Origin of the sequence: Gluconobacter japonicus (assembly GCF_002723975.1) — a bacterium.
Classification (GTDB): Bacteria; Pseudomonadota; Alphaproteobacteria; order Acetobacterales; family Acetobacteraceae; genus Gluconobacter; species Gluconobacter japonicus.
Genome location: NZ_BEWO01000011.1, coordinates 22,711 through 45,262, shown reverse-complemented (window position 1 = coordinate 45,262; position 22,552 = coordinate 22,711). Strand labels below are relative to the sequence as shown.

The window sequence follows — 22,552 nt, the reverse complement described above, 5'->3', positions numbered from 1 at the left end:
GGAAAACAGAAACGCCGCGCCCACCCGGGACGCGGCGTTTTTTTATGGCTGCATCAGCCGTTCCGGTAATAATAGCTGTAACCGTTCAGGGCCGGTGCGCCGCCCAGATGGACGTACAGAACCTTTGACCCGTCCGGGAAATATCCCTTCTTGGTCAGATCAATCAGGCCCTGCATGGATTTCCCCTCATAGACAGGGTCGGTCATCATGGCTTCCGTGCGGGCAGCCAGCCGGATGGCTTCGTTCGTTTCTTCGGAGGGGACGCCATAGGCGGGATAGGCGTAATCTTCGAGGATCACGATCTCATCGTCTCGCACCGTCCGCCCGAGTTCCACCAGATCCGCCGTACGATCCACAATCTCCCGCACCTGCTCGCGCGTCTGCTCCGGCGTTCCGGAAGCATCAATACCGATGACCCGATCCGCACGATCCTGCGCAGCGAACCCAACGATCATTCCCGCCTGCGTCGAACCCGTCACGACACAGACGATAATGTAATCGAATGTGAATCCGAGTTCCTTTTCCTGCTCCGCGACTTCTTCCGCAAAAGCGGCATAACCAACACCGCCATACTGATGAACCGACGCACCGGCCGGAATGGCATAGGGCTTTCCGCCAGAATCCTTCACGGATTGAATCGCATCTTCCCAGCTCTGGCGGATACCGATGTCAAAGCCATCTTCCACGATGCGGGACTCAGCCCCCATGAGGCGCGTCATGAGGATATTGCCGACACGGTCATAAACGGCGTCGTAATGCGGGACCCATTTCTCCTGCACGACAACGCATTTCATGCCCAGCTTGGCGGCTGTCGCTGCGACCATGCGGGTATGGTTGGACTGCACACCACCAATGGAAACCAGCGTATCCGCGCCAGAGGCCAGAATATCCGGCACGATATATTCCAGCTTGCGGAGTTTGTTCCCACCCAGCGCCATGCCGGAATTACAGTCTTCACGCTTGGCGTAGATCTGCACCTTGCCACCCAGCTCTTCACTTAGCCGTGGCAGATGCTCAATGGCAGTCTTGCCGAATGTCAGGGGATAACGCTCGAATTTTTCCAGCTTCATGGTCTGTGCCCTTGGAAGAATGACAGGCCATGAGGCGTAATGAATTTTATCCCGAAGGTGCTTTCTAATTTGATCTATATTTTTACCTAAAAACCTATCAATCTCGATTTTTATCGAAGATATTGTCAATTTTAAGGATCTTTATGAAAGAGTCTTCCTCCTCCGATCTCGATGCCATTGACCGCAAGATTCTTCAGCTTCTGCAGGGAAACGGTCGCATGTCCAATGCCGAACTCGCGGAGCGCGTGAATGTCAGTGCCGCGACCTGCCATCGCAGGACGCAGCGCCTGTTTCAGGAGGGCTATATCCGCGGCGTTCGTGCAGAGATTGACCCCGTGAAAGTCGGGCTTGGCACCATCGCGCTCGTTGGCGTCGTGCTGGACCGGTCCACGCCAGAGAGTTTTGCAGAGTTGGAAGCCGCCGTGAAAAACATGCCCATGGTGCTGGACTGTCATCTGGTAGCGGGCGATTTTGATTATCTTCTCAAAATCCGCGTGGATGACATGGCGGATTTCAACCGCCTTCATGCCGAAAAGCTGATCGCTTTCCCCGGCGTTCGTCAGGCCAGGACGTTTTTCGTTATCAAGGAAGTGAAAGACAACGCACCATTGGCTTTCTAAAGCTCAAAACATTCCAACGTCTGGAACAGATCCGGAAAGGCTTCTATTGTTCGCGATACAGTAAAATCAAAGGTCCTGACGTCATGAGATTTTCCGATCTGTCCCAAGGAACGAAAACTGCCGATTGCGGGATTTCAGACTTTCAGGAATGCAGACCAGCCGAAAAATCCGTTGGACCTTTCAAAATCTGGGAACTGACGGATCATCGGGGGTGGGTTCACGAGTACCATTGGAAAAGACCGACCGAAGACCTTAACCCCGTTGGTTTTTATACCGTCAAAGACCTTATTGTGACGCGCCCGGGCAGTACAATTCTCAGCACGCATCTGATCTATGACTGTGCCACAGGGCAGGACAATCAACGCACAATTCCGCCTGAAGAAGACTATTTTTCACAGTCTTCCAAAAATAAGATCATTATAGAAGAGCCAGTCATTGTCGCCGATGGGATTTCTTTTGAGATCTGGGGGCACTGGCTGATTGATTATCTACCCCGGTTCGGCGTCGTAAAAGCCGTGAAGGGAGAGCATTTTGCGGACCTGAAAATCCTTCTTCCGCATTCATCACCCGAATGGATTTACCGCTTTCTGGCTCTGGCGTGCGGCGTCAACAGAGACACTATCATCGGATATAATCCCGGCTCCGATATCGTTCTATGCAGAGAGGCTATTCTTCCATCGTATTGCTACACGGGAGAATTTTCCTTCCACAGTTTCGTCAGGGATTTTTACAATTCCCTGAAACCGAACATCGGTACTGAAAAGAAATCCCGCAAGATTCTGGTGTCCCGGGCAGACTTCTCACATGGCAATCGGCCATTCCCCAACCGTGCAGCTTTTGAATCCATGGCGGCAGAACGCGGCTATGAAATTATCCACCCCGAAAAGCTCTCCCTTGAAGAGCAGATCGAAATTTTTTCCGACGCAGCAGCGGTTATTGGCGAACATGGATCAGGCATGCACAGCACGCTGTTTTCCGGTCCTGACACTGTCGTCGGATGTCTTGGCTTCTGGAACGCCGTTCAGTTGAACATCGGGTTTCTGATGGGCCATCAGAATGTCTATGTGACCAAAGGCTGCGCGTGGCCCACCCCTGAAAAAAACGAGTTCCTGATTGGATGTTCTGAAGAAGATCTTCAGGCTTTCCTCCAGAAAATTGACGCTCTCATTCCGTAAGCATTCGCAAAACGCGTACCCGCCGTCCTGAAATATAATTATTCCAAAGAGCTGCGAACGGCTGGTTCGCGATGTGCAAACCCTTTCATTGAGGTATGGTCTCGCGGTTCTCTGCCAACAGCCATGGACACAGTCTCCCATGCCTCTCCTTTCAATCGTCCCTAAAGCGGAACGTTTCACAAAGATACGCAAACAGTTTTGCAAAACCCTGGCTCTCAGCCTGACAGTCGGCAGCCTTCTGGCAGGGGCGACGCAGGCCAAGGCTGATCCTCGCCTTGTCATTTTTGACGATGACGGTTTTAGCATTGCCCAGTGGATGATCATCAAAGCGCCCAACGTGCGCGTGCTTGGCATCACGACCGTCACGGGAGACGTCTGGCAGAAAGAAGCGACGAATGATGCGCTTCGTGGCGTGGAAGTGGCAGGCAGGGCAGACATCCCCGTCGTTCCCGGCGCGACGTACCCGTTCCTGAACTCCGAAAAGCTCACAGATCGCTGGGAAGCCCTTTATGGCAAGCTGATCTGGAAGGGCGTCTGGATGAAGAAATGGGTCGAGAAGACCGAGCAGCCCCTGCCCTATTATCATGGCCCCGACGTTGTGCCGGATCTGCCCTATGGCAACCCGGTCAAGAAGCCGGAAAACGAGCGTGCGGCTGATTTCCTGATCCGTATGGTTCATCAGTATCCAGGGCAGGTCAGCATCATCGCAACGGGGCCAATGACCAATATTGCACTGGCGCAGACGCTCGATCCGGAATTCGCCGGGCTCGCGAAAGAACTCGTCTACATGGGCGGTGGCCTGAACCCGCGCCAGACACGGCCCGGCGTTGTGGCGCATCAGTTCGCGCGTGAATTCCTGAACAGTCCCCGCCGTGAATTTAACTTCCGTCTGGACCCGGAAAGCGCAAGCGCAGCTCTCCGCGCACCGTGGAAGCACATCGTGATGGTTCCGGCCGACCCTTCAACGGATACGGAACTGACGCCAGAATTTCTGAAGAAGCTGGAAGCAACCGGCACGCCCATCGGGCATGTCATGAAGTGGCATCTGAGCGGCTTCCCGCTCTGGGATGAGATCGCAGCATCCGTCTGGCTGGACCCGAGCATCATCACGGAGAAACAGGAACTGTTCGTCGATGTGAACAGCCAGTTCGGTCCGGGCTATGGAGACGTTGTCTCTTGGACGCCGGGTTATGAACCGGGTCTGGGTGAACGCAAGAACGAAGTTGTTTTACGCGTCAATGTCCCGAAACTTGAGAAGCAGATCCTTGATCTGATCGGCAGCCCGCAGGCTCCCGTCAGCGGTCGTCCTCTGCCCTAAAACATCAAAGCCCCGCTACACATTGTCGCGGGGCTTTTTTCATACTGCTGGCAAGGCCAGTGGTTCTTTTGGCCACCGCCGATGCAGCCAGAGCCACGCTCCAGGTCGCTCACGGACCCAACGCTCAAGCGTCTCGTTCATAGCAACACAAATAGACCGTATATCCGCATGACGATCGCCCGTGCGCACAGCCTGTAACGGTGCTTCACACACCATGCGGAACCGCCCTTCTCCCAGACGGACAATGTACACGGGAATGATTGGAAGGTTAAAACGCAGAGCCAGTTGCGCCACTGCCGGGGCCGTCATGGCGTCACGCCCCAAAAAAGGGATGGCGAGCCCATCATTCATCTTCTGGTCCACCAGGAAACCCAGTGATCCGCCATTTTGTAAATGGGTCAGAGCCTGCCGGGCACCCTTAGGGCCTTTGGGAAACATCGTACCAGTCGAGCCAAGAGCCTTCTGGCGCATTTTTTGCGTCGCGCTTTCAACAGCCAGATTGGATGAGGCCCTATAGAAACCTGCAACCGGCATACCCAAGCTGGTCGCGATCGGCAGGATCAGTTCCCAGTTTCCCAGATGGCCGGAAAAGAACAAAGCCTGTGCTCCTTGAGCCTGAAGAGCAACAAGATGCTCTTCGCCCTCGATTTCCCAACCCGGTCCAACCTCACTGCGCGCAAACGACGCCAGATGAGGCAGTTCCGTGACGTTTCTTCCCAGATTGGTCCAGACATCCCGAATGATCTGCTGTCGTGCATCCGCGGCGAGACCAGGAAGAGCCTGTTGCAGGTTCTGATCGGCGATACGGGTAGCGGAGAGTTTCATCCCCACCCTGCGCATTAACCAGCCGCCGGCGTCAGACGCACGCTTTGGACCGACACCACGCAGGATGCCGATCACACTCCCCAGCGCGGCGGATTGAAGGTGATAGGAAAGGCGGTGCAGAGCCGAGACGATAAAGGCCATAGGCAGATCATCGTCACAGAAAAAGAGATAATCAATTTATGATTTGTATCTAAAGAATACGGATATACCTGGAATATATTTATCAAGAAACAATACAGACATATAAAAACATAATTTATTTTAAGGATATGAAATTATTCCTGAAATTACTTTTAAAAGATCCTTCCTGCCCCCCCACACCTTGAAGCCACAGGAAGGATCAACGTCTTCCTCAGGCCGGAGCGACAACCCGGTATGTCTGTGCAAAATCCTGAAGAGCCGCCAGATACGTCCCGCGCTCTGCATCGGAGATCCAGGCAGCCTCAAAAGCATTTCTACTGATCTGAATCAGTTCTTCCGGTGTCAAATCAGCAGCAGCCTGCGCCTTGGCGAGGCTTTCCGTCATATACACACTCTGCATATAGCCCGGGTCGTCGGAATTGATGGTAATTTTCAGACCTGCCGCCAGCATATCCCGAATGTCCTGACGGGACCGACCGGGACGGATGACGTCATTCGGGGACGGGCAAATCGTAAACGTCACGCCTTTTTCGCGTGCCATGGTAATCAGTTCAGGCTTTTCCAGCACATTCAGCCCGTGGTCCAGACGTTCGCTCCCAAGGTCCTGAAGCGCCTGTCGGATGTGCTCATGCGTGTTCTCCTGATCGAGATCGCAATGCATGGTCAGGTGGAGCCCCATTGCTTTTGCACGGGCAAAAGTCTTCGCAAACTTTGCGGGAGGATTGCCCATCTCGTCAGAGTCCAAACCCACACCGATGATACGACTACGGTCAGGCCGCTCCAGATAGGGGAACGCCTGGGTGAAGGTCTCATCAGCGGATTTCGCACTCATCTCCCGAATGAAACACAGGATGAGATTGGACCGGATACCGAAATCGCGTTCGGCGTCTTCCTGCGCGGCATTGAAGCCGCGGATAACAGTCCCGAAATCCAGCCCACGGCGAATATGCAGTTGCGGGTCAAAGAAAATCTCGGTGTAGAGCACGTTCTGTTGCGCCACTTTCGCCAGATAAGCGTAGCAAAGATCATAAAAATCCTGCTCGGTCTGGAGAAGCTCCACCCCTTCGTAATACAGCGCAAGAAAAGACGGCAGGTCATGGTAGACATAGCCCCGCCGGATGTCTTCCGCAGTGCTTGACTTCAAAGGATGGTTGTTACGTTCTGCAAGCCTGATCTTCAGATCTGCCTCCAAAGTTCCTTCGAGATGAACATGGAGTTCAGCCTTGGGCAGCTTTTCCAGAAACTCCTGCATAGAGACAGCAGACATGACGCGTTTTCCTCATCAACCGAAGACAGGAAACCATCATGCATGCCTGCTGGAAAATTGAAACGATCCCGATACGGTTTTACCGTTTTGTGGTGGCGCGGCAGGTCACAAGTGCCTTGTCGTCCATAGCACTCGAGAAGAGTACCTCATTGCCTTTGCTCCACCAGACATACTGAGCCGCCGTATATTTTGCGCCATCCGCCGCAATGACATTGGAAAAGACCTGTGTCTGCCCACGAATCTGCAGAATAGCCAGACTGATCTCACCGGCGTTGAAATACTGTGCGGTCACAGGATTTTTAGGGAGCGCAGCCAGAAGGTCTTTCGCGTTTTCGTCCCGCGCACTGCAGGTATAGACCGCCGTCTGACGATCCACCTTCACTCCTGAAGGCAGAGGGATCTTCAGGCTGCCTGTCGGAGCAGCCTGAGCCAGGCCAGTAGCCAGGCAGAGAACAGACAACACACTCATCGAACATTTCTTCATCATTTGATCCTCCATGAGAGGGTAACGCCTCTGCCATTGCCTGAGACGCATCTTTCAGTCAGATTAAGCGCCCATCCTGCCAGGATGATGACACCTTTCCCGAGCAAGGATGGATTGTGAGCTGGTTTTACGAAGAACACGGTAGCCGCAAAGGCCCGGTCTCCGAAGAGGACATGCGCACTCTGGCAACAACAGGAATGATCGAACATTCCACTCTCTGCTGGACAGAAGCCTTCGGGGCGGAATGGCAACCAGCGGGAAGCTGCTCCTTCTGGCCCCCTCAGCCTGCTGGGGTCCCCCCTGCACTGCCCGCCAGCCGGGTTTCCAATCGCTGGGCATGGCTGAGTATTTTCGGTCCGTTTGTCAGTAGCATGATCGTCAACGCACTGGCCTGGATCGGCGGGATGCCTGACCGGCAGTCGGGGATCATCGCTGTCATTCTCAGCTTTGCCATCATCTTTACGTCCATGCTGGCAGACCGTCGCGCCCTGATGGCCGCCGGCTTCCGCCCCGGCTCACCATTCTGGATTCTGATCCCGCCCCTGTATTTCTGGAGACGCATCCGGTTCGTGGGGCGCGGAATGCTGCTGTTCTTCCTGTCTATGCTGGTGTTCCTGTTCCAGTTCGTTCCATCATTCTCGGAAAGCTGGGACATGGTGCGTCACCCCGGAAATGTCTCCAGCTACGTCTCTCGCCACTACGAACTATAAGTCTGCTCAGAGAAACCGCTGGTAAAACTGTTCTGTCTTCCGAGCCTGCTCCGCCAGATCGTAGGAAGACAGATCCCAGACCCGTCTGGGCTGCTGCCGGAGACGCTTCAGCCCAGCGGATAAGGCTTCCACATTATTCGGCGTGACGAGCGAAGCCGGATCATGCTCCAGAATATCCAAAGCGCCTCCAGCCGCCGTAGCACAAACTGGCAAACCGGCCGCCATGGCTTCCAGCAGAACCAACCCGAATGGCTCGCGACCTGAAGGCAGAACGAAGCCATCAAATGCAGCAAAAACGGCCGGTGCATCCTCCCGGTAGCCCGCAAAAATAATGCGATCCCGCACGGTATGTCCCCGTTCAAGACACGCCCGCTCAGGCCCATCACCCATCAGAACCAGATAAGCCTCCGCCGCAAGACCAGCCTGCTTCCATGCCTGCACCAACAGATCAAACCGCTTTTCCGGAACGAGCCGCCCCATCGCACAGATAACGAAAGCGTCCTGCGGAATACCGTGGTGCTGCCGAAATTTCCTGCGAAGAGCTGGACCTTCCTGTGCAGCCGTAGTGCAGGGAACAGTCCAGTTCGAAATCAGCGCATTTCGGTTGACCCATCGCTTGGGCAAACTGTCCTGCTGCCAGCGCGCAATACAGATCAAACCGTCATGCGCGCCATAACTGCGCCCGCGATAGACGTTATGCAGCGTACCAATGACGGGCACCCTGCCGCCTATTCCGGCTTTTTTCAGGGCCCCGGCCCGGATAGAGGCCTGCCCCAGATGCGTATGAACAATATCAAAGGAACCGGCCTGCATCAGTCTGGCCAGACATCCCAGATATCCTCGCCAGTCTGCCCGGACAATCCGCACAGCCGGGTCGATATGACGTGCAATATCGCCGCCGGTTCTGAAGTCAGCCGTGCGGCTTTCCAGCAGCAGCGTTACCTCATGGGAACGGGCCTGAATTGCCGTCAGTTCAGCGACATGACGCTCGGTCCCGGCAAATTCCCGCGTTGAAAGACAGTGAAGAATTTTCACCGTCTTTCCCAATCAGTTGATTCGACCACCCGTAGACCAGACGCCTTCAATGATTGGCCCAGTGCGGGAAGACATCCGCTGGCGGGGCGGCTGAGGCTGACAAGACACAAAATACAGCCCCATCACGAACGTAAGCTGAGACAGCGTCATAAGCTGGGATAGAATCCAGCCGATACCAACCCCGTCCAGCCCCCGGAAAAGCTGATAAATCAGAAACGCAATCGCAATCATGCGCATACTGAGCATCATGGGTCGCAACGGATTCATCATGCCAGGCCGGATCAGCGGGATCGTCTTCTTCATCCCTAGAAAGAAGGCCAGATTCATGAACCAGATCAACGCCGTATCAACCAGGCCACCCAGCGTGACACCGAACAGCACGATCGGCAGCAGCAGGGCAGCACCATTCAGCATCAGCGACCCAAGCTGAAAGCTCAGTCCAAGCTGAACAGCAGACAGGCCAACGGGCAGCCGGTTTGCAACCGGCAGGAACACGCGATCAATCAGCCAGTCATCACAGCGAACGATAAAATTGGAAGACGTCATAATACTTCCATTCTTAGCGGCGACCGATTGAGCACGTCACATGATTTTTTATTCATCCTTCGGCAATCCTGCTCCCGTAGACAGCATCCCCGACAGTCGATTTACTGCCTGGTAGATCATTTTACCCGCAGGAAGTTAACATCCTATGCCCGGTTTTTCCCGCCTGACCCGTCTGACACTGCTTGCAGCTTCCATGCTGGCACCGCCCCTGCTGGCGACCGCACAGGCCGCCCCTGCAGTTCCACAGGCCAGCACCGCGGCACCGGCAGCCGTTACACGGGCGACACTGCCCAATGGCCTTCGGGTCGTGATCGTGCGGGACACGCTGGCACCCGTTGTTCAGACGATGCTCAATTACGAAGTTGGCTCCGTCAATGCGCCCAAGGGCTTTCCGGGTACGGCCCATGCCCTTGAACACATGATGTTCAATGGATCGCAAAGCCTGTCGCGCGATCAGCTGTCCACCATCAGCGCCCAACTTGGCAACAACGACAATGCGGACACCACGTCTGACGTCACGCAGTATTATTTCAAGGCACCGACGGCTGATCTGGATGTTCTTCTGCGGATCGAAGCAGGCCGGATGCGTGGCCTGAACATTACCGAAAAAGAATGGGCACATGAGCGCGGTGCCATTGAGCAGGAAGTTTCACGCGATCTCTCCAGCCCGATCTATCGCTACCTCTCGCAGGTCAGAGCCGCCCTGTATGCAGGGACCCCCTATGAGCATGACGCTCTGGGAACGCGTCCGTCCTTCGATGCCACCACGGCGCCCCTGCTCAAGCAGTTTTACGAAAGCTGGTATGCTCCGAACAATGCCATTCTCGTCATCACCGGGGATGTCGATGCACAGGAAACACTGAAGAAAGTTCAGGCTGCATTTGGCGACATCCCTTCCGCCAAACTCCCGGAACGCCCAACAGTCACTCCCACACCTGCCAAAGCCCAGTCTCTTGCACTGGATACCGATCTCCCGATCGGGCTCGTCACCATGGCCTGGCGGATGCCGGGACAGCGTGACCCGAACTATGCCGCCGTTAACCTTCTGGCCGATGCCATCGCCAGTCAGCGCGGTGCCCTCTTTGGGCTGGTCCCGGACGGCAAGGCCCTGGATGCAGGCTTCATGTATGATCCGGACGCACAGGCGGGTCTGGCCGTGGCCTATGCCGGATTCCCCAAAGGCGCGAACCCTGACGAACTCCGTCATACGCTTGCGTCTCTCATGGAAGGATTCCGCAAAAATGGCGTTCCGGCAGAGCTGATTGAGGCGGCACGGCGCAAGGAAATCGCAGCGCTGGAATTCAACGCCAACAGCATTTCCGAACTGGCCGAAAACTGGTCGCAGGCCGTCGCCATTCAGCATTTGAACAGTCCTGATGACATGATTGCGGCCTTCCGCAACGTCACCAAGGCGCAGGTGGATGATCTCGCCAAAGCCCTGCTGGACCCGCAACACGCCATCAGCGCAACCCTGACGCCTAGCGAAAAAGGCAAGGCGATTGGCGGCAAAGGATATGGCGGCGCGGAATCTTTCAACACGCCCCCCTCCGGCAAGGTCTCCCTTCCGGGATGGGCCACCGAAGCTCTTGCCCGCCTGAGCATCCCGGCAGCAGCCCCGCTCCCAACGGCCTATACGCTCCCGAATGGTCTCCATCTTCTGGTCCAGCCAGAACATGTCAGCCACACAATCGAACTGGTTGGTTCAATCCGGCAGAACCCTTCTCTGCAACAGCCTGCCGGGAAAGAGGGGCTCGCCGGACTGACGGCAGACATGTTCCTCTATGGCAGCACGCATCATGACCGGCTGGCTCTCGCCAGTGCGCTAGACGAAATTTCCGCCGACGAAAACGCTGGTCCCAGTTTCAGTCTCAGCACGTTGACGCAGAATTTCAGTGCGGGTCTTTCCCTGCTGGCCGAGCATGAGCTCTCTCCGGCCTTCCCAGAGAAAGCGTTCCACGTCACGCAAATGGAGGCCATTCAGGCGCGCGCTGGCGAGCTTCAGTCGCCGGCCTACCGCTTTGGCCGTGCCACACGTCACGCGCTTGTCCCCGCCAATGACCCCACCCTCCGGGAAGCCACGCCCGCCACATTGAGCAAAATCACGCTCGACGATGTGAAGTCCTATTACACAGCCACTTACCGCCCGGACCTGACCACAATTGTCGTCGTCGGTGACATCACGCCAGAAGACGCCAAAAATCAGATCGAGAAAGCTTTTGGCGGCTGGAAAGCCACGGGCCCAGCCCCGGTTGTGGATCTCCCTTCCATTCCACTCAGCAAAGCCTCGCAGGCCGTTGTCTCTGATCCGGGACGCTCTCAGGATGACGTGAAGCTGGTCGAAACGGTTGGAATGAACGTCACAGATCCGGATCGCCATGCTCTGGCTGTCGGCAACGAGATCCTTGGGAATGGATTCTCTTCACGCCTGATGCAGGATCTGCGCGTTCGCACTGGATACGTCTATGGAGCCGGCAGCAGCTTCAGCTATTCCCGCACCCGCAGTTCGTTCGGCATCAGCTTCGGCGCGGACCCGGACAAGGTCAGCAAAGCACGTGTACTGGCCATCAAGGATGTGCAGGACATGCGGACACAGCCAGTATCACAGGAGAGCCTCGATCTGGCCAAAGCCTCTCTGCTCCGCCGTCAACCCATGGCGCGCGCAAGCTTCGGTGCCTTGGCCGGAAGCTATCTGGACCTGATTGATCTTGGCCTTCCCCTGAACTCACCAGCCGAGGCCGCCAAGGCCATCTACGACATGACGCCCGCTCAGGTGCAGGCCGCTTTCAGCAAATGGGTACGTCCGGATGATCTGGCCCAGATCGTTCTGGGGCCTCAGCCTAAGTAAAAATAAAGGTGCCGGGAAAGCCCGGCACCTTTACTGAACCTTGGTATTTCAGTGCTGTTTTTCACCACTCGATCTTGAGCGGCACCCACGTCCTAAAAATTCATTCAATGATTTTTATACGGAACGCCATATTGCGTACCTCTCCTGTCGGACCACCAGCATCCACAAGAACGAGATCAAATCCTGTATAATCAGTGCTCGCACGGTAGTGCAGGGCTTTCGCCATAACTTTGGTTTTATTGCAGCGAGAACGTGGATTTTTCTCTACAAATTGCGGAAAAACTGAATAATCAGCGAGATACGCCGTCCCATGAAGAGGCTGTTTGTTGATCTGCAAGACCTGATAAGGGTTTGTCGTGCAGTCAACATTTACTGATTTCCAGGATGCAATAATAACATCGCTGTTCTTTTTTACGATTCTGTCCGTAAAGCTATAATAATTGGAGGCGGCAGGAACAACGACCCGTTTTGAAACCTGGGACGTTTGGAGTGGATTCACCACGGCTGCAGTTGTGTGGATACAACCGGCAAGAGCAAGAAAAGTAAGGCTGTAAAAAATCCTCTTAAATATATGCTGTGGCATTTCTACGCAAAGCTCCCAACGACATTCAGATCCGTCAGGATCTTTATGAAAACATTACGTCACAATTCTGATTTACAACAATATATTTCAAGCAACAGTTTTGAGACAAAGAGGATGTCTTAACGCCAAACCGTCATCACGGCTCCACCCAGAACAATCAATGTGCCCCCAACACAAATCGGAAGCGTCAGTGTCTGGCCAAAGGCAAAATAGGCGACGATCTGGGCGGCCACAAAGAACAGCGCAACATACACCCCCATCAGGCGTCCGAAATCCCAGTCAGGCAGATTGACGGTCAGACCATAAGCCAGCAGCACCGCTCCTCCAGCGGCAATATATCCTAACCGCCCCAACCCAGCCGTATGCAACCCTGATCGCACAAGAGCATCGCCTCCGACTTCCAGAAACGCCGCCACAATCAACAAAACCGTAAGCCAGACAGTTTGCACCCCTACACCCCTTCAAAAAGAAAAAGCCGGACAGAAGTCCGGCTTTCCATAAATACCCTCTCAGCAACACCCGAGGTCAGAGAAGTCCCTCTGACTGAAGGACAGCGAGGGCCTGCTTGATCCGATGGCTGTAAAGATGCTCGGCCTGTGTCCGCGCCTGAGCCTTGCGGGTCATGGCCAGACGCGCTTCATCATCTCCCAGATACTTTTCAATCAGATTTTCAAAGTCGATCCGATTGGAAAAGACAGGGATTTCATCCGCATTGAAATAGCGACGGATTTCATGCGTATCTTCGTGAAAGACCTGAAACGCGCCTGCCAGAGCCGCTTCAAAGGTCCGCGGACCCGGCGTGGAAGGCGCAATCACGAAACGCTTGTTCTCGAAATGCAGCGAACGACCAAGATTGAGAACAATCTTCGAGCGACGATACAGTTCTACAAGCTGGGACTTCTCAATACGCGCGTCAGAAAAGCCAATACCAAGCTCACCCCAGCCTGGACCAACAATCTTGATATTCAGATTGCGGAGAACCGGCAGCAGGTTCCGAACGATATCCTTACGGCTGGTGAACGCCACACCACAGAACAGAACGTCGATCGTTTTTTCGACGTTTTCCTCGATCGGCATGTAGTGCAGCTTCGGGCTTGCGGCGAGCGGCAGATGGAACACCCGGTCACGCTGATAGAAGTTGTGTCCCCAGCGATCACAGGAAAACACGACGTCAAAGTCATCAGCGATGCGATAGTTCGCATCCTGTTCGTAGGGGTCTTCGGTGGCCCAGAAAACCGTCACGGCGCCGATCTTTTTGGCTTCCCGACATACTTCGCCGAAATAGGTGCTTTCTGGCAGGTAAGAGCCGATAGCAAACACGATCGTAGGCTTCAGGATTTTAACGGACGCCGCAGCGGCAGAAATATGGACAGCCGTTACGTTTTCTTCGCCAAAACACTCCGCCCAACCGTCCATGATAGACTCACGGATCTGCGCGTTGGCCTGGCTCTCATAGCGGCCACCACTACACACCAGAACACGTCCGGTCAGGCCAGACACGTTCCGCTCTGTTGCAGCGGCATGTTCTTTCACTTCTGTGGTCATAGCCTCACCTGTTTCCTTACACTCTCATGATCCGGCCACCCGGCCCTTTTACGCAATGCAGGCCTGCAGGATCGAAGACAGATCCTGCCGGAATCGTGCAGGAGCGCAATCCCGTTCTACCGCTTTCAGCGCCCCGTCTCTCAAACGCGCCCAGAGTGCGCTGTCCTGATAGAGACGGGCCACACCAGACGCAAACCCTTCAGCATCATCAGCAGCAGCCGAAAGAAGCTCCTCGCCATCTTTCCATCCCACCTGGCTAGCCAAAAGAGACGTAATCACCATTGGAACCCCAAAGGCCGCAGCCTCCTGCACCTTGAAAGGCAATCCGCCGGCAAACCGAGTTGGCGCCACAAAGACACGATGCCGATCGAAAAGCGGTGCCAGATCGTTTACGGCCCCCACAATATCCACGCGCGGATGCCTTGCAAAGACACTCACATCGACAGACGGATGAATGAATCCTGCGATTGTAAAGCGAACATCTTCCGTCAGCACGTCGTCCAGAAACGGCAAAACCTCTCCGACAAACCATTCCAGACTGTCATGGTTAGGAGCCCCTTCGTCATGGAGAGCCCCAAGGAACAGAATATCTCTTCTGGTCTCAAAAGGCGCTGCCGTAGGGCGAATGCGCATCTCATGTCCCAAAACCGAAACATTCTCATAGCCTGCCCGACGCACCAGAGACGCATCATGCTCCGTCACAGCGACAATCTGCTGACAGTAATGAGCACACTCCAGTTCACGCCGCAGCATCTCATCAAAACCCACCTTGGGTTGTGGCAAATCCAGAACCTTGATGCGTTCCAGAGTTCTTGGCGTAGAGATCACTTCCGTATCGAGCACGGCTCCACCCGTCGGAAGGTAACGGCTGGCTTCATTCATGATCGGGAGCAATCGCGCCATGTTGTGCGTTCGCCCAACCCAGACAAGATCATAATACCCGGCACGCGCCTGAATGAAGTCGGGAAATGTGGACAAATGCTGATCTGCGATCAGTTCGACCGTCTCAGGAAAATCCCCGAAAAGCTCGAGTTCACTCTGATCCCTCGGCAGCATCGGAAAAACCGTCACCTGATATCCGAGGGCAGCCATCTCCCGAACAACATCATTCGAGCGCACATAGCCAGATCCCAGACGACGAAGCGGCAATCTGTCTTCAATAAACAGAATATGCTTCCGGTCCGATCGACGTTCACGCGCCTGAACGGCATTCCGGATATGAGCGGGCTGCTGCTGTCGCAGGAAATCCTGATGCGCTTTGGCAAAGATACGCAGATTAGCATGCATCAGTGTCTGTGATCCGGCGGAACCGGAACTGCCATACTCCAGATGTTCCACGACCACATTCGGGTCATAAACAATCCGGAGACCCATCTTGAGAATCCGGACACAAAGATCCGTATCTTCGAAATAAGCCGGGCGATACCGCAGATCGTATCCGCCCAGACGTCTCAGCAGGGAAGAACGGATCATCAGGAATGCGGCCGAAACATAATCCACATCCCGGACGAAATTGGCTTCCGGCAAATTGGGATTAGCCTCACGCCGATACCCATAGGTGGACCCATCACGCCAGATGATAGACCCCGCCTCCTGCAACCGCATGTTCGTCCGGATCAGTTTCGCCCCAACCGCCCCGACGCCTTCATCAAACCGGAGCCGCTCCAAAGCATGGGCAATGCTGCAGGGATAGAGGCGCAGATCATTGTTCAGATACAGAACGAAGGGCGCTTCAACCTCGGCCAAAGCCGCGTTGCACCCTTCGAGATATCCAATATTATATCTGAAGCGCAGGATTTTGGCCCCACGCACCAGTTCTCCCAGACGTCTCGTCTGGTCGTGCGATCCTGAATCGACAACAATCAGCTGGATCGCACCTGCATAATTGGCTCTCAGCGACGACAGCGCCTGCATTGTCAGAGCAAGCCGATTGTAAACGACCACAATGACACTGACCTCCGGCACGCCAGTAACCGTGAAATCAAGTGGGTGCCGGGCAAAAGCGGGCAAGAGCGCTTCAGCTTCCCGTTCAAAAACCTGCCGGGAATGATTTTCGTCTATGTCAGGCGTCTCGGCCAGCGCTGCCCGCTGAACATCGCCCGTTCTCGCCGCGACAAGATGGGCAAAGGCGCTGTCATAAACATGATTGCGGACATCGTTACGCACCTGAGGCCGGCTCATATGCGCCAGCAGGTCTACCCCTTCTTTGGGAACCCGCCCTTCATGAGCACCAAAGCGCAGGAAATGCTCATAACCGTTTCTGAAAGATCCCAGATCAATACAGGCCATGACGTCCGGATGGGACGATGCATAATACTCTTCAGAGAACAGTTCCTGCGGGTCAAAACGGCGTGCTGTCTCATTCGTCAGATAATGATGCAAAGCACTGCTGTAACGACCATCCGCGATCTCACGACGGACCTCAGGATATCGTTCCAAATACCAGACGGGATCAAAATACCATGACACCCGACCTGCATCCGCGATGCTGGACGGAAGACTCAACCATGACGCGAACAGCCCGATGCTACTGTCAAAATAGTCGGGAAAACGCAAAGCAAGTCTGCGGCACAATTCATCATCAAAGAACTGATGCCCCCGATAGTAACGGGCTTCACCGACTTCGAGATAATGGTCGTAGCCATTTACAAATCCGTTCTCATCCAGAAACCGACGGGTCAGTTCAGGATAGCGACGAAGATAACCGCTTTCGTCAAACAGCCAGTGCGGAGAATTCTGACGATAGCCTTCAGCACAATAGTGCTCAAATCCAGACTGCCACTTTTCCTGAATCAGGTCACGACGAACGTCCGGATAAGCTTCCCGATACCAGATTTCATCAAAGTAGCGGTTAGGGGAATGGCCATAACGCTGACCAGTCTCCAGATAAAATGCATGAAGATCCTGATGTCCTTCTTCATGCATCCAGTCTCTGACTTCAGGATAACGCAGCAGATACCACTGCTCATCAAACGCGCGCCAGCGAGGCTGATGAGCAGCAGAAAGCTGGTCAGGGACTGGATCAGACATCAAGAATAACGCCCCCGCCTCAGGCTATGGCTTTCTCGTTCAGCAGAAAGTCCACCCGTTCGGATTGCTCAAGTGTCAGGTCTTCACGACCAGTGGAGACAATACGCCCCCCATCGAACGTCACAACCAGATCGGTCAAATGCGTTCCAAAGACATCACTCGCCACATTGATCAAAGCCACGCGGTAAACACCGTCCAGTGGACGGGCATAACCATGGAGCGGATTCAGAACCCCAGCAAACCCGGCACAAAGCGGGGCATCCCGATGAACTTTAGACACGTCCTGACGAGCAACGCGATCCATACCAAACAGAACCAACTCGTCCTTCTCAGGGCACACCAGCCCAATATAGATCTGACCGGCACGAGAGAGAGACTTCAGGAAGGCCCAGCCGCGGATGACAATGTTTTCGTAAGGCTCAACTGTATTCGCAGGCTCACCGATCACACCGGTAAACTCGTCGATAAAGCACTCCAGCAATCCGCTGCCATAAGGATGAAGCTTACCCTTCTGGAACGCAGCCAGCTTGATTCCGCGCATCAAACCGTCGCTATGGGAAATACGATTGAAGTCAGCAAGGATAACATCATTGGAAGGAGCCGAACGCTGGATCGTTTCGATCTTGCCACCGTCGACTTCAATCTGGATGGACGTCATCTGGAATGCAGCCTGGCCATTGATGACATTGACCAGCCCGACCCGGAAACGTCCCTCACACCACTTGCCGCGCAGAGCAGCCTTTCCGGAGAAGCCCGAACGACGCGGGGCGCCATTGAACATCTCGACAATATCGCCACGAATTTCCCGCTCACATTCAAGGAAAATCAGCGGGCTGTCCGCATCTTCCCCAATCAGAACCGTTAGCATACGTCCTGCCGTGCTAACGCCCGGGATCAGGAACCAGCCGCGAATGTGGAATTCGTTCGAGCCCTTGAAGTCTTCGTCTTCGTTGGTCGCAAAAACATGATGGCAGATGTCGTCAATGTAGCATTCCGCGCCTTGAATAGAGAACCAGTCCGACACTGGAAGCGGAAGCTCGACCGACAGATCGCGTGTCGTCGGCGGATCGAAAATATGACGTGGCGGAGCCTGATGACGCCATGACGGATGCGGCAGAAGATGAACCTGACCTGCATCCAGGCGAAGATCGGCCACACCCATCGGCCGGCGCGGAGCAACATCCTGATAAAGAGCCAGAAGCCCATCCGCATATTCGCGGGCATGTGTCCACAGATGCGGCCCGATATTAGCCATGATTGCCTTGCGCAGCGGCTCGGAAGACCTCAGCAGTTCAAGGCGCTCAAGAACCATGCTGGGACGGTTAATGGGAACCTTGAAACCATTGACGCCATCTTCAACGCGATCGCCCAGAGCCCCAACATCGGTCACGATGGGAATCAGACCGTTCTGCCAGGCTTCAGACAGAGAGATGCAATAGGTTTCGGGCCAGATCGAAAGATTAAGGGCAACATCAGCCTTCTTCAGAGCTTCAATATCGCCCATGTCGTAGCGGCCATAAAGCTTCACATTGGAACGTCGGCTGCCATTCAGAACCGCTTCATATTCCGGATGGACATAACCAAAGATGTGGAAAACAAAATGATCCGGATGCGCGATCTCGATCAGGCTCAGGATCGTATCCGCTCCCTTTGTCCGCAGGAAGTTTCCGACAATGGCAATATTGAGCGGCTTTTCACCCAGCGGCTCATACGTCTTCGGCTTTACAGGAACTGTGTTTTCAGGGCTGGGAATACCTGTAATCAGGCTGATCTTCTCATCGAGGATCGGGTAAATTTCATGCGTCAGGTCACGGGAATGCTGTGTCCCGAACATGATCGCATCTACCGACCGCAGCATTTTGGCTACAAACGCACGACGCGTCTGCTCCCCACCATGCTCGACATTTTCAGAAGCCTTCAGCGTAATATCGGCCGCAAGAACCGAACGAACCTCATCCTCTACGTAACGCAGCTCATGGTTCAGCAGGTTATAGCGGGCAGAAACCAACCAAAAATCATGTGCTGAGAAGACAACGCCTGCACCATTTGCCTTGGCAATAATGGGCAGGGACAAGGCATGGTGGCCAAGGTGCTGGAAATGCACAATGTCCATGTTGTACTGGCTGATAACGCTGGAGAAGGCCATTTCTTCCGGCCCATCACACATTGCATCCTGCCAGCCGACCTCTGGCACATCAAAACGCTCCAGTTCCTGACCGCTCGCTGTTGTCAGGCGACAGAATGTTCCACGACGCAGCCAGTAGAAAAACTCTATCTCACGTCCAAGCAGAGAACACAGAGCCTGCTGATAGACTTCGACGCCACCCCAGGCCTGCTCATGAATAGTGGAGTGCGTGCACATGAGGATGCGAAGACGACGACGACGGTCCAGTCGCACAACATCCGATGCCTTGCGGCGCCCGAAGTCTGCGCCCGTAATTTCACGCATTTTCTCGAGACGATGCTCATAGAGATGGTGAGCCAGGACAGATTTCTGGGCAGCCAGAGCCGCCTTACGACGCGTGCTCTTGTTGCTCAGAATACGGGCGATCGCGTCAACGACACCATCCGGATCACGGGCAAGACTGATCCCCTCCACCGTATCGAAATACTCGCTGGCCATGCTCTCAGGCGCTTCGACAACCTGTGCTGTACCCGCAAGACCCAGTTCAAAGAAACGCGGCCCCGGAGCCGTCGCCTGACTGACATCTCCATGGCTCGCATAGTCGCGGAACATCGTCAGGGTGACGGCACTGACATTTGCAAAGTCGATGAAAGCTTCATGGCTGATGGGGCGCTGGATTGCCAACGCAGCAAGATCAGCCGGAAGCGGCGGGAGATATTCGTTCCCTGGGCACACCAGTTTGAGCTTCGCATCCGGGAAGGCTGCGATAACGCGGCGCAGTGTCTGAACACGATTCGGCCACATCGTGCCGGCGAAGAAGATGTCATATTCCAGCTCATTAGCCGGAAGAACCTTGCGTTCATGAATAGAGGTGCTGGCGGCCAGCGGCAGATAGTGTCCTTTGCCATGGTAATATTCGGCGCAGGATGGATCATTCGTAAAGACGTAGTCGAAAAGACCAGCATTCTCGACATTGAAGTCACGCATGAACGGATCTTCAAACGTCCACAGGATCAGCGTCTTGAAAGCTGGGCGCACACGACGGATCAGAGCCAGATTGATGCGCTGTGCATCAAGGCAGATCAGAACATCATGTTCGCCTGAAGCAGCAATACCTGCCAAAGACATGTTGTCAGCGACAACTACCTGATCTTTTCCAAACAATGATTTGGCGGCCCGTTCGACCGCCAGAGTCAGATAGGAATTGGGATTGTGGGTATAATTCGTGTTGTAAATAACCGCCATCAATCTTTGGGTGCCTGACACCCACTCCCATCCAGAACCGAACCATCAGCCATTTTGGCAATAGGCCGCAAAAGACTGCCGCTATCACGGTACAACAATACTTACCCGAAGGTTTACAGCAACAAAACCCCCCAAGAAAAAAGACGGTTTCGGAATACAGACATAAAAAAAGAGCCGCTTTCGCGGCTCTTTCTTAAAATCATCACAGAATAATTCTGTAAGATTTTTGTAACCTTAGACGTCTGTGCTGCGACGACGGATTGCCGCACCAAGGATATCACCCAGGGATGCGCCCGAGTCAGAAGAGCCGTACTCGCTGATGGCTGCCTTGTCTTCCTCGACCTCACGACCACGGATCGTCAGGGCAAGCTTGCGGGCTGCACGGTCAACGGACACGATCTTCGCATCAACCTTTTCGCCAACTGCAAAGCGCTCTGGACGCTGCTCAGCCTTGTCACGAGCCAGTTCCGCACGACGGATGAAGCCGGTCAGCAGATCGTCGACCTTCACTTCGATACCGTTCGTCTGGACTGCCGTCACGACGCAGGTGACAACTGCACCCTTCTGAACGCGAGCCAGCGTGTCGGCTGCCGGATCTTCCTGGAGCTGCTTGATGCCCAGGGAGATGCGCTCCTTCTCAGGATCCACGTCGAGGACCTTGGCCTTGACGACCTGACCCTTCTCGTAGTTCGCCATGGCTGCTTCGCCAGCTTCGTCCCAGGACAGGTCGGACATGTGAACCATGCCGTCGATGTCTGCGGAGAGGCCAATGAACAGACCGAACTCGGTGATGTTGCGGATTTCGCCTTCGATGACAGAGCCAACCTTGTGCTCTTCTTCGAACTGCTCCCAAGGGTTGCGCTGAACCTGCTTAAGACCAAGGGAAATACGACGCTTGGAGCTGTCCACGTCCAGAACCATGACGTCGACTTCCTGGGAAGTAGCAACGATCTTGCCCGGATGGACGTTCTTCTTCGTCCAGGACATTTCGGAAACGTGCACCAGACCTTCGACGCCCGGCTCCAGCTCGACGAATGCACCGTAGTCGGTGATGTTCGTGACGCGACCCGTGAAACGGGCATTTGCCGGGTACTTGAGTGCAACATTTTCCCACGGATCAGCTTCAAGCTGCTTCATGCCGAGGGAGATACGCTGCGTGTCCGGGTTGAAGCGGATGACCTGCACGCGAACCGGCTGACCGATCTGCAGAGCTTCGGACGGGTGGTTGATGCGCTTCCAAGCGATGTCCGTGACATGCAGAAGGCCGTCAACGCCGCCGAGGTCAACGAACGCACCGTAGTCGGTGATGTTCTTGACGACGCCGTCAAGGATCATGCCTTCCTTCAGGCCCTGGATCAGCTCGGAACGCTGTTCTGCACGGGTCTCTTCAAGAACGGCACGACGGGACACAACGATGTTGCCACGTGCGCGATCCATCTTCAGGATCTGGAACGGCTGCGGCTGACCCATCAGCGGGCCGACGTCACGAACCGGACGGATGTCAACCTGGCTGCCCGGAAGGAACGCCATTGCGCCGCCCAGATCAACCGTGAAGCCACCCTTGACGCGACCATAGATCGTGCCGTTGACGCGCTGGTTGTTGCCGAATGCACGCTCCAGAGCGGTCCATGCTTCTTCCCGGCGAGCCTTCTCGCGGGACAGAACGATGGAACCGTCACGGTCTTCGTAACGCTCGACATACAGCTCGACAACGTCGCCCGGCTTTACGTCCGGAGCAACACCCGGCGGGCCGAATTCCTTAAGGGAAACGCGGCCTTCGCTCTTGAGACCGACATCAACGATAGCGAATTCGTCTGTCAGACGGATCACGCGACCGGTGACGACGGAGCCGTCAAAACCGGTGTCGCGGCCCAGCGTCTCTTCGAGAAGGGCTGCAAAATCTTCCATGCCGTGCTCGGCAGGGGTCTGATTGGCTGAAGCCATGTAAATACAATATTCCCGGATTTTCGGCCTGAAACCGATCATCC

Annotated in this window: 17 protein-coding genes; 5 read left to right on the top strand and 12 right to left on the bottom strand. The window is 54.9% G+C overall.

All coding sequences use genetic code 11. The features are described from left to right. Positions 1-53: 53 nt before the first annotated feature. Positions 54-1,070 carry a 1-aminocyclopropane-1-carboxylate deaminase gene (locus GJA01_RS09110; protein WP_062504180.1) on the bottom strand — a complete coding sequence of 339 codons (1,017 nt, stop codon included), beginning with the start codon at positions 1,068-1,070 and terminating at the stop codon, positions 54-56. A 143-nt stretch (positions 1,071-1,213) separates the two neighbouring features. Here GJA01_RS09110 and GJA01_RS09105 point away from each other — a divergent pair, with 143 nt between their 5' ends. From GJA01_RS09105 to GJA01_RS09095, 3 genes are all read left to right on the top strand, one after another. Then, positions 1,214-1,690 (top strand): Lrp/AsnC family transcriptional regulator, encoded by a 477-nt coding sequence (locus GJA01_RS09105; RefSeq protein ID WP_034880991.1) that lies wholly within the window; start codon positions 1,214-1,216, stop codon positions 1,688-1,690. Positions 1,691-1,773: 83 nt separating this feature from the next. Then, a complete protein-coding gene (locus GJA01_RS09100; RefSeq protein WP_062504178.1) occupies positions 1,774-2,865 on the top strand; it encodes a glycosyltransferase family 61 protein in 1,092 nt (363 codons plus the stop codon). Between the two features lie 139 nt (positions 2,866-3,004). After that, positions 3,005-4,183: a nucleoside hydrolase gene (locus GJA01_RS09095; protein ID WP_010500729.1), complete on the top strand. Its 1,179-nt coding sequence runs from the start codon at positions 3,005-3,007 to the stop codon at positions 4,181-4,183. 39 nt (positions 4,184-4,222) lie between these two features. Here GJA01_RS09095 and GJA01_RS09090 read toward each other — a convergent pair whose 3' ends face one another. The 3 genes from GJA01_RS09090 to GJA01_RS09080 form a co-directional block, all read right to left on the bottom strand. After that, positions 4,223-5,149 (bottom strand): lysophospholipid acyltransferase family protein, encoded by a 927-nt coding sequence (locus GJA01_RS09090; RefSeq protein WP_062504176.1) that lies wholly within the window; start codon positions 5,147-5,149, stop codon positions 4,223-4,225. A gap of 211 nt (positions 5,150-5,360) precedes the next feature. Further along, positions 5,361-6,416, bottom strand: a complete 1,056-nt coding sequence (add, locus tag GJA01_RS09085) for an adenosine deaminase (protein ID WP_062504174.1) — start codon at positions 6,414-6,416, stop codon at positions 5,361-5,363. A gap of 79 nt (positions 6,417-6,495) precedes the next feature. Beyond that, positions 6,496-6,885, bottom strand: a complete 390-nt coding sequence (locus tag GJA01_RS09080; RefSeq protein WP_253783312.1) for an MliC family protein — start codon at positions 6,883-6,885, stop codon at positions 6,496-6,498. A gap of 131 nt (positions 6,886-7,016) precedes the next feature. On the opposite strand from GJA01_RS09080, the gene GJA01_RS09075 reads away from it, so the two are divergent. Then, positions 7,017-7,610, top strand: a complete 594-nt coding sequence (locus GJA01_RS09075; protein WP_023944723.1) for a DUF4339 domain-containing protein — start codon at positions 7,017-7,019, stop codon at positions 7,608-7,610. Between the two features lie 6 nt (positions 7,611-7,616). Here the strand turns inward: GJA01_RS09075 and GJA01_RS09070 are convergent, their stop codons facing one another. Further along, entirely contained in the window at positions 7,617-8,645 is a 1,029-nt protein-coding gene (locus GJA01_RS09070; protein WP_062504263.1) for a glycosyltransferase, read from the bottom strand. Between the two features lie 12 nt (positions 8,646-8,657). After that, positions 8,658-9,191: a hypothetical protein gene (locus GJA01_RS09065; RefSeq protein ID WP_062504171.1), complete on the bottom strand. Its 534-nt coding sequence runs from the start codon at positions 9,189-9,191 to the stop codon at positions 8,658-8,660. 145 nt (positions 9,192-9,336) lie between these two features. Here GJA01_RS09065 and GJA01_RS09060 point away from each other — a divergent pair, with 145 nt between their 5' ends. Beyond that, a complete protein-coding gene (locus GJA01_RS09060) occupies positions 9,337-12,036 on the top strand; it encodes a M16 family metallopeptidase (protein ID WP_062504169.1) in 2,700 nt (899 codons plus the stop codon). A 100-nt stretch (positions 12,037-12,136) separates the two neighbouring features. Here GJA01_RS09060 and GJA01_RS09055 read toward each other — a convergent pair whose 3' ends face one another. The 6 genes from GJA01_RS09055 to rpsA all read right to left on the bottom strand — a co-directional run bounded on the left by GJA01_RS09055 (position 12,137) and on the right by rpsA (position 22,508). Beyond that, the gene (locus GJA01_RS09055) at positions 12,137-12,619 is read right to left on the bottom strand and encodes a hypothetical protein (protein ID WP_062504167.1); all 483 of its coding nucleotides are present in this window, start codon (positions 12,617-12,619) and stop codon (positions 12,137-12,139) included. A gap of 119 nt (positions 12,620-12,738) precedes the next feature. After that, on the bottom strand, positions 12,739-13,068 hold the full coding sequence (locus GJA01_RS09050; RefSeq protein WP_062021549.1) for a hypothetical protein: 330 nt from the start codon (positions 13,066-13,068) through the stop codon (positions 12,739-12,741). A 76-nt stretch (positions 13,069-13,144) separates the two neighbouring features. After that, a complete protein-coding gene (locus GJA01_RS09045; protein ID WP_010500711.1) occupies positions 13,145-14,164 on the bottom strand; it encodes a CgeB family protein in 1,020 nt (339 codons plus the stop codon). Positions 14,165-14,212: 48 nt separating this feature from the next. Continuing rightward, a complete protein-coding gene (locus GJA01_RS09040; protein WP_062504165.1) occupies positions 14,213-17,194 on the bottom strand; it encodes a glycosyltransferase in 2,982 nt (993 codons plus the stop codon). 19 nt (positions 17,195-17,213) lie between these two features. After that, a complete protein-coding gene (locus GJA01_RS09035) occupies positions 17,214-20,564 on the bottom strand; it encodes a glycosyltransferase family protein (RefSeq protein WP_062504163.1) in 3,351 nt (1,116 codons plus the stop codon). 234 nt (positions 20,565-20,798) lie between these two features. Beyond that, positions 20,799-22,508: a 30S ribosomal protein S1 gene (gene rpsA / locus GJA01_RS09030; RefSeq protein WP_010500704.1), complete on the bottom strand. Its 1,710-nt coding sequence runs from the start codon at positions 22,506-22,508 to the stop codon at positions 20,799-20,801. Positions 22,509-22,552: the final 44 nt, after the last annotated feature.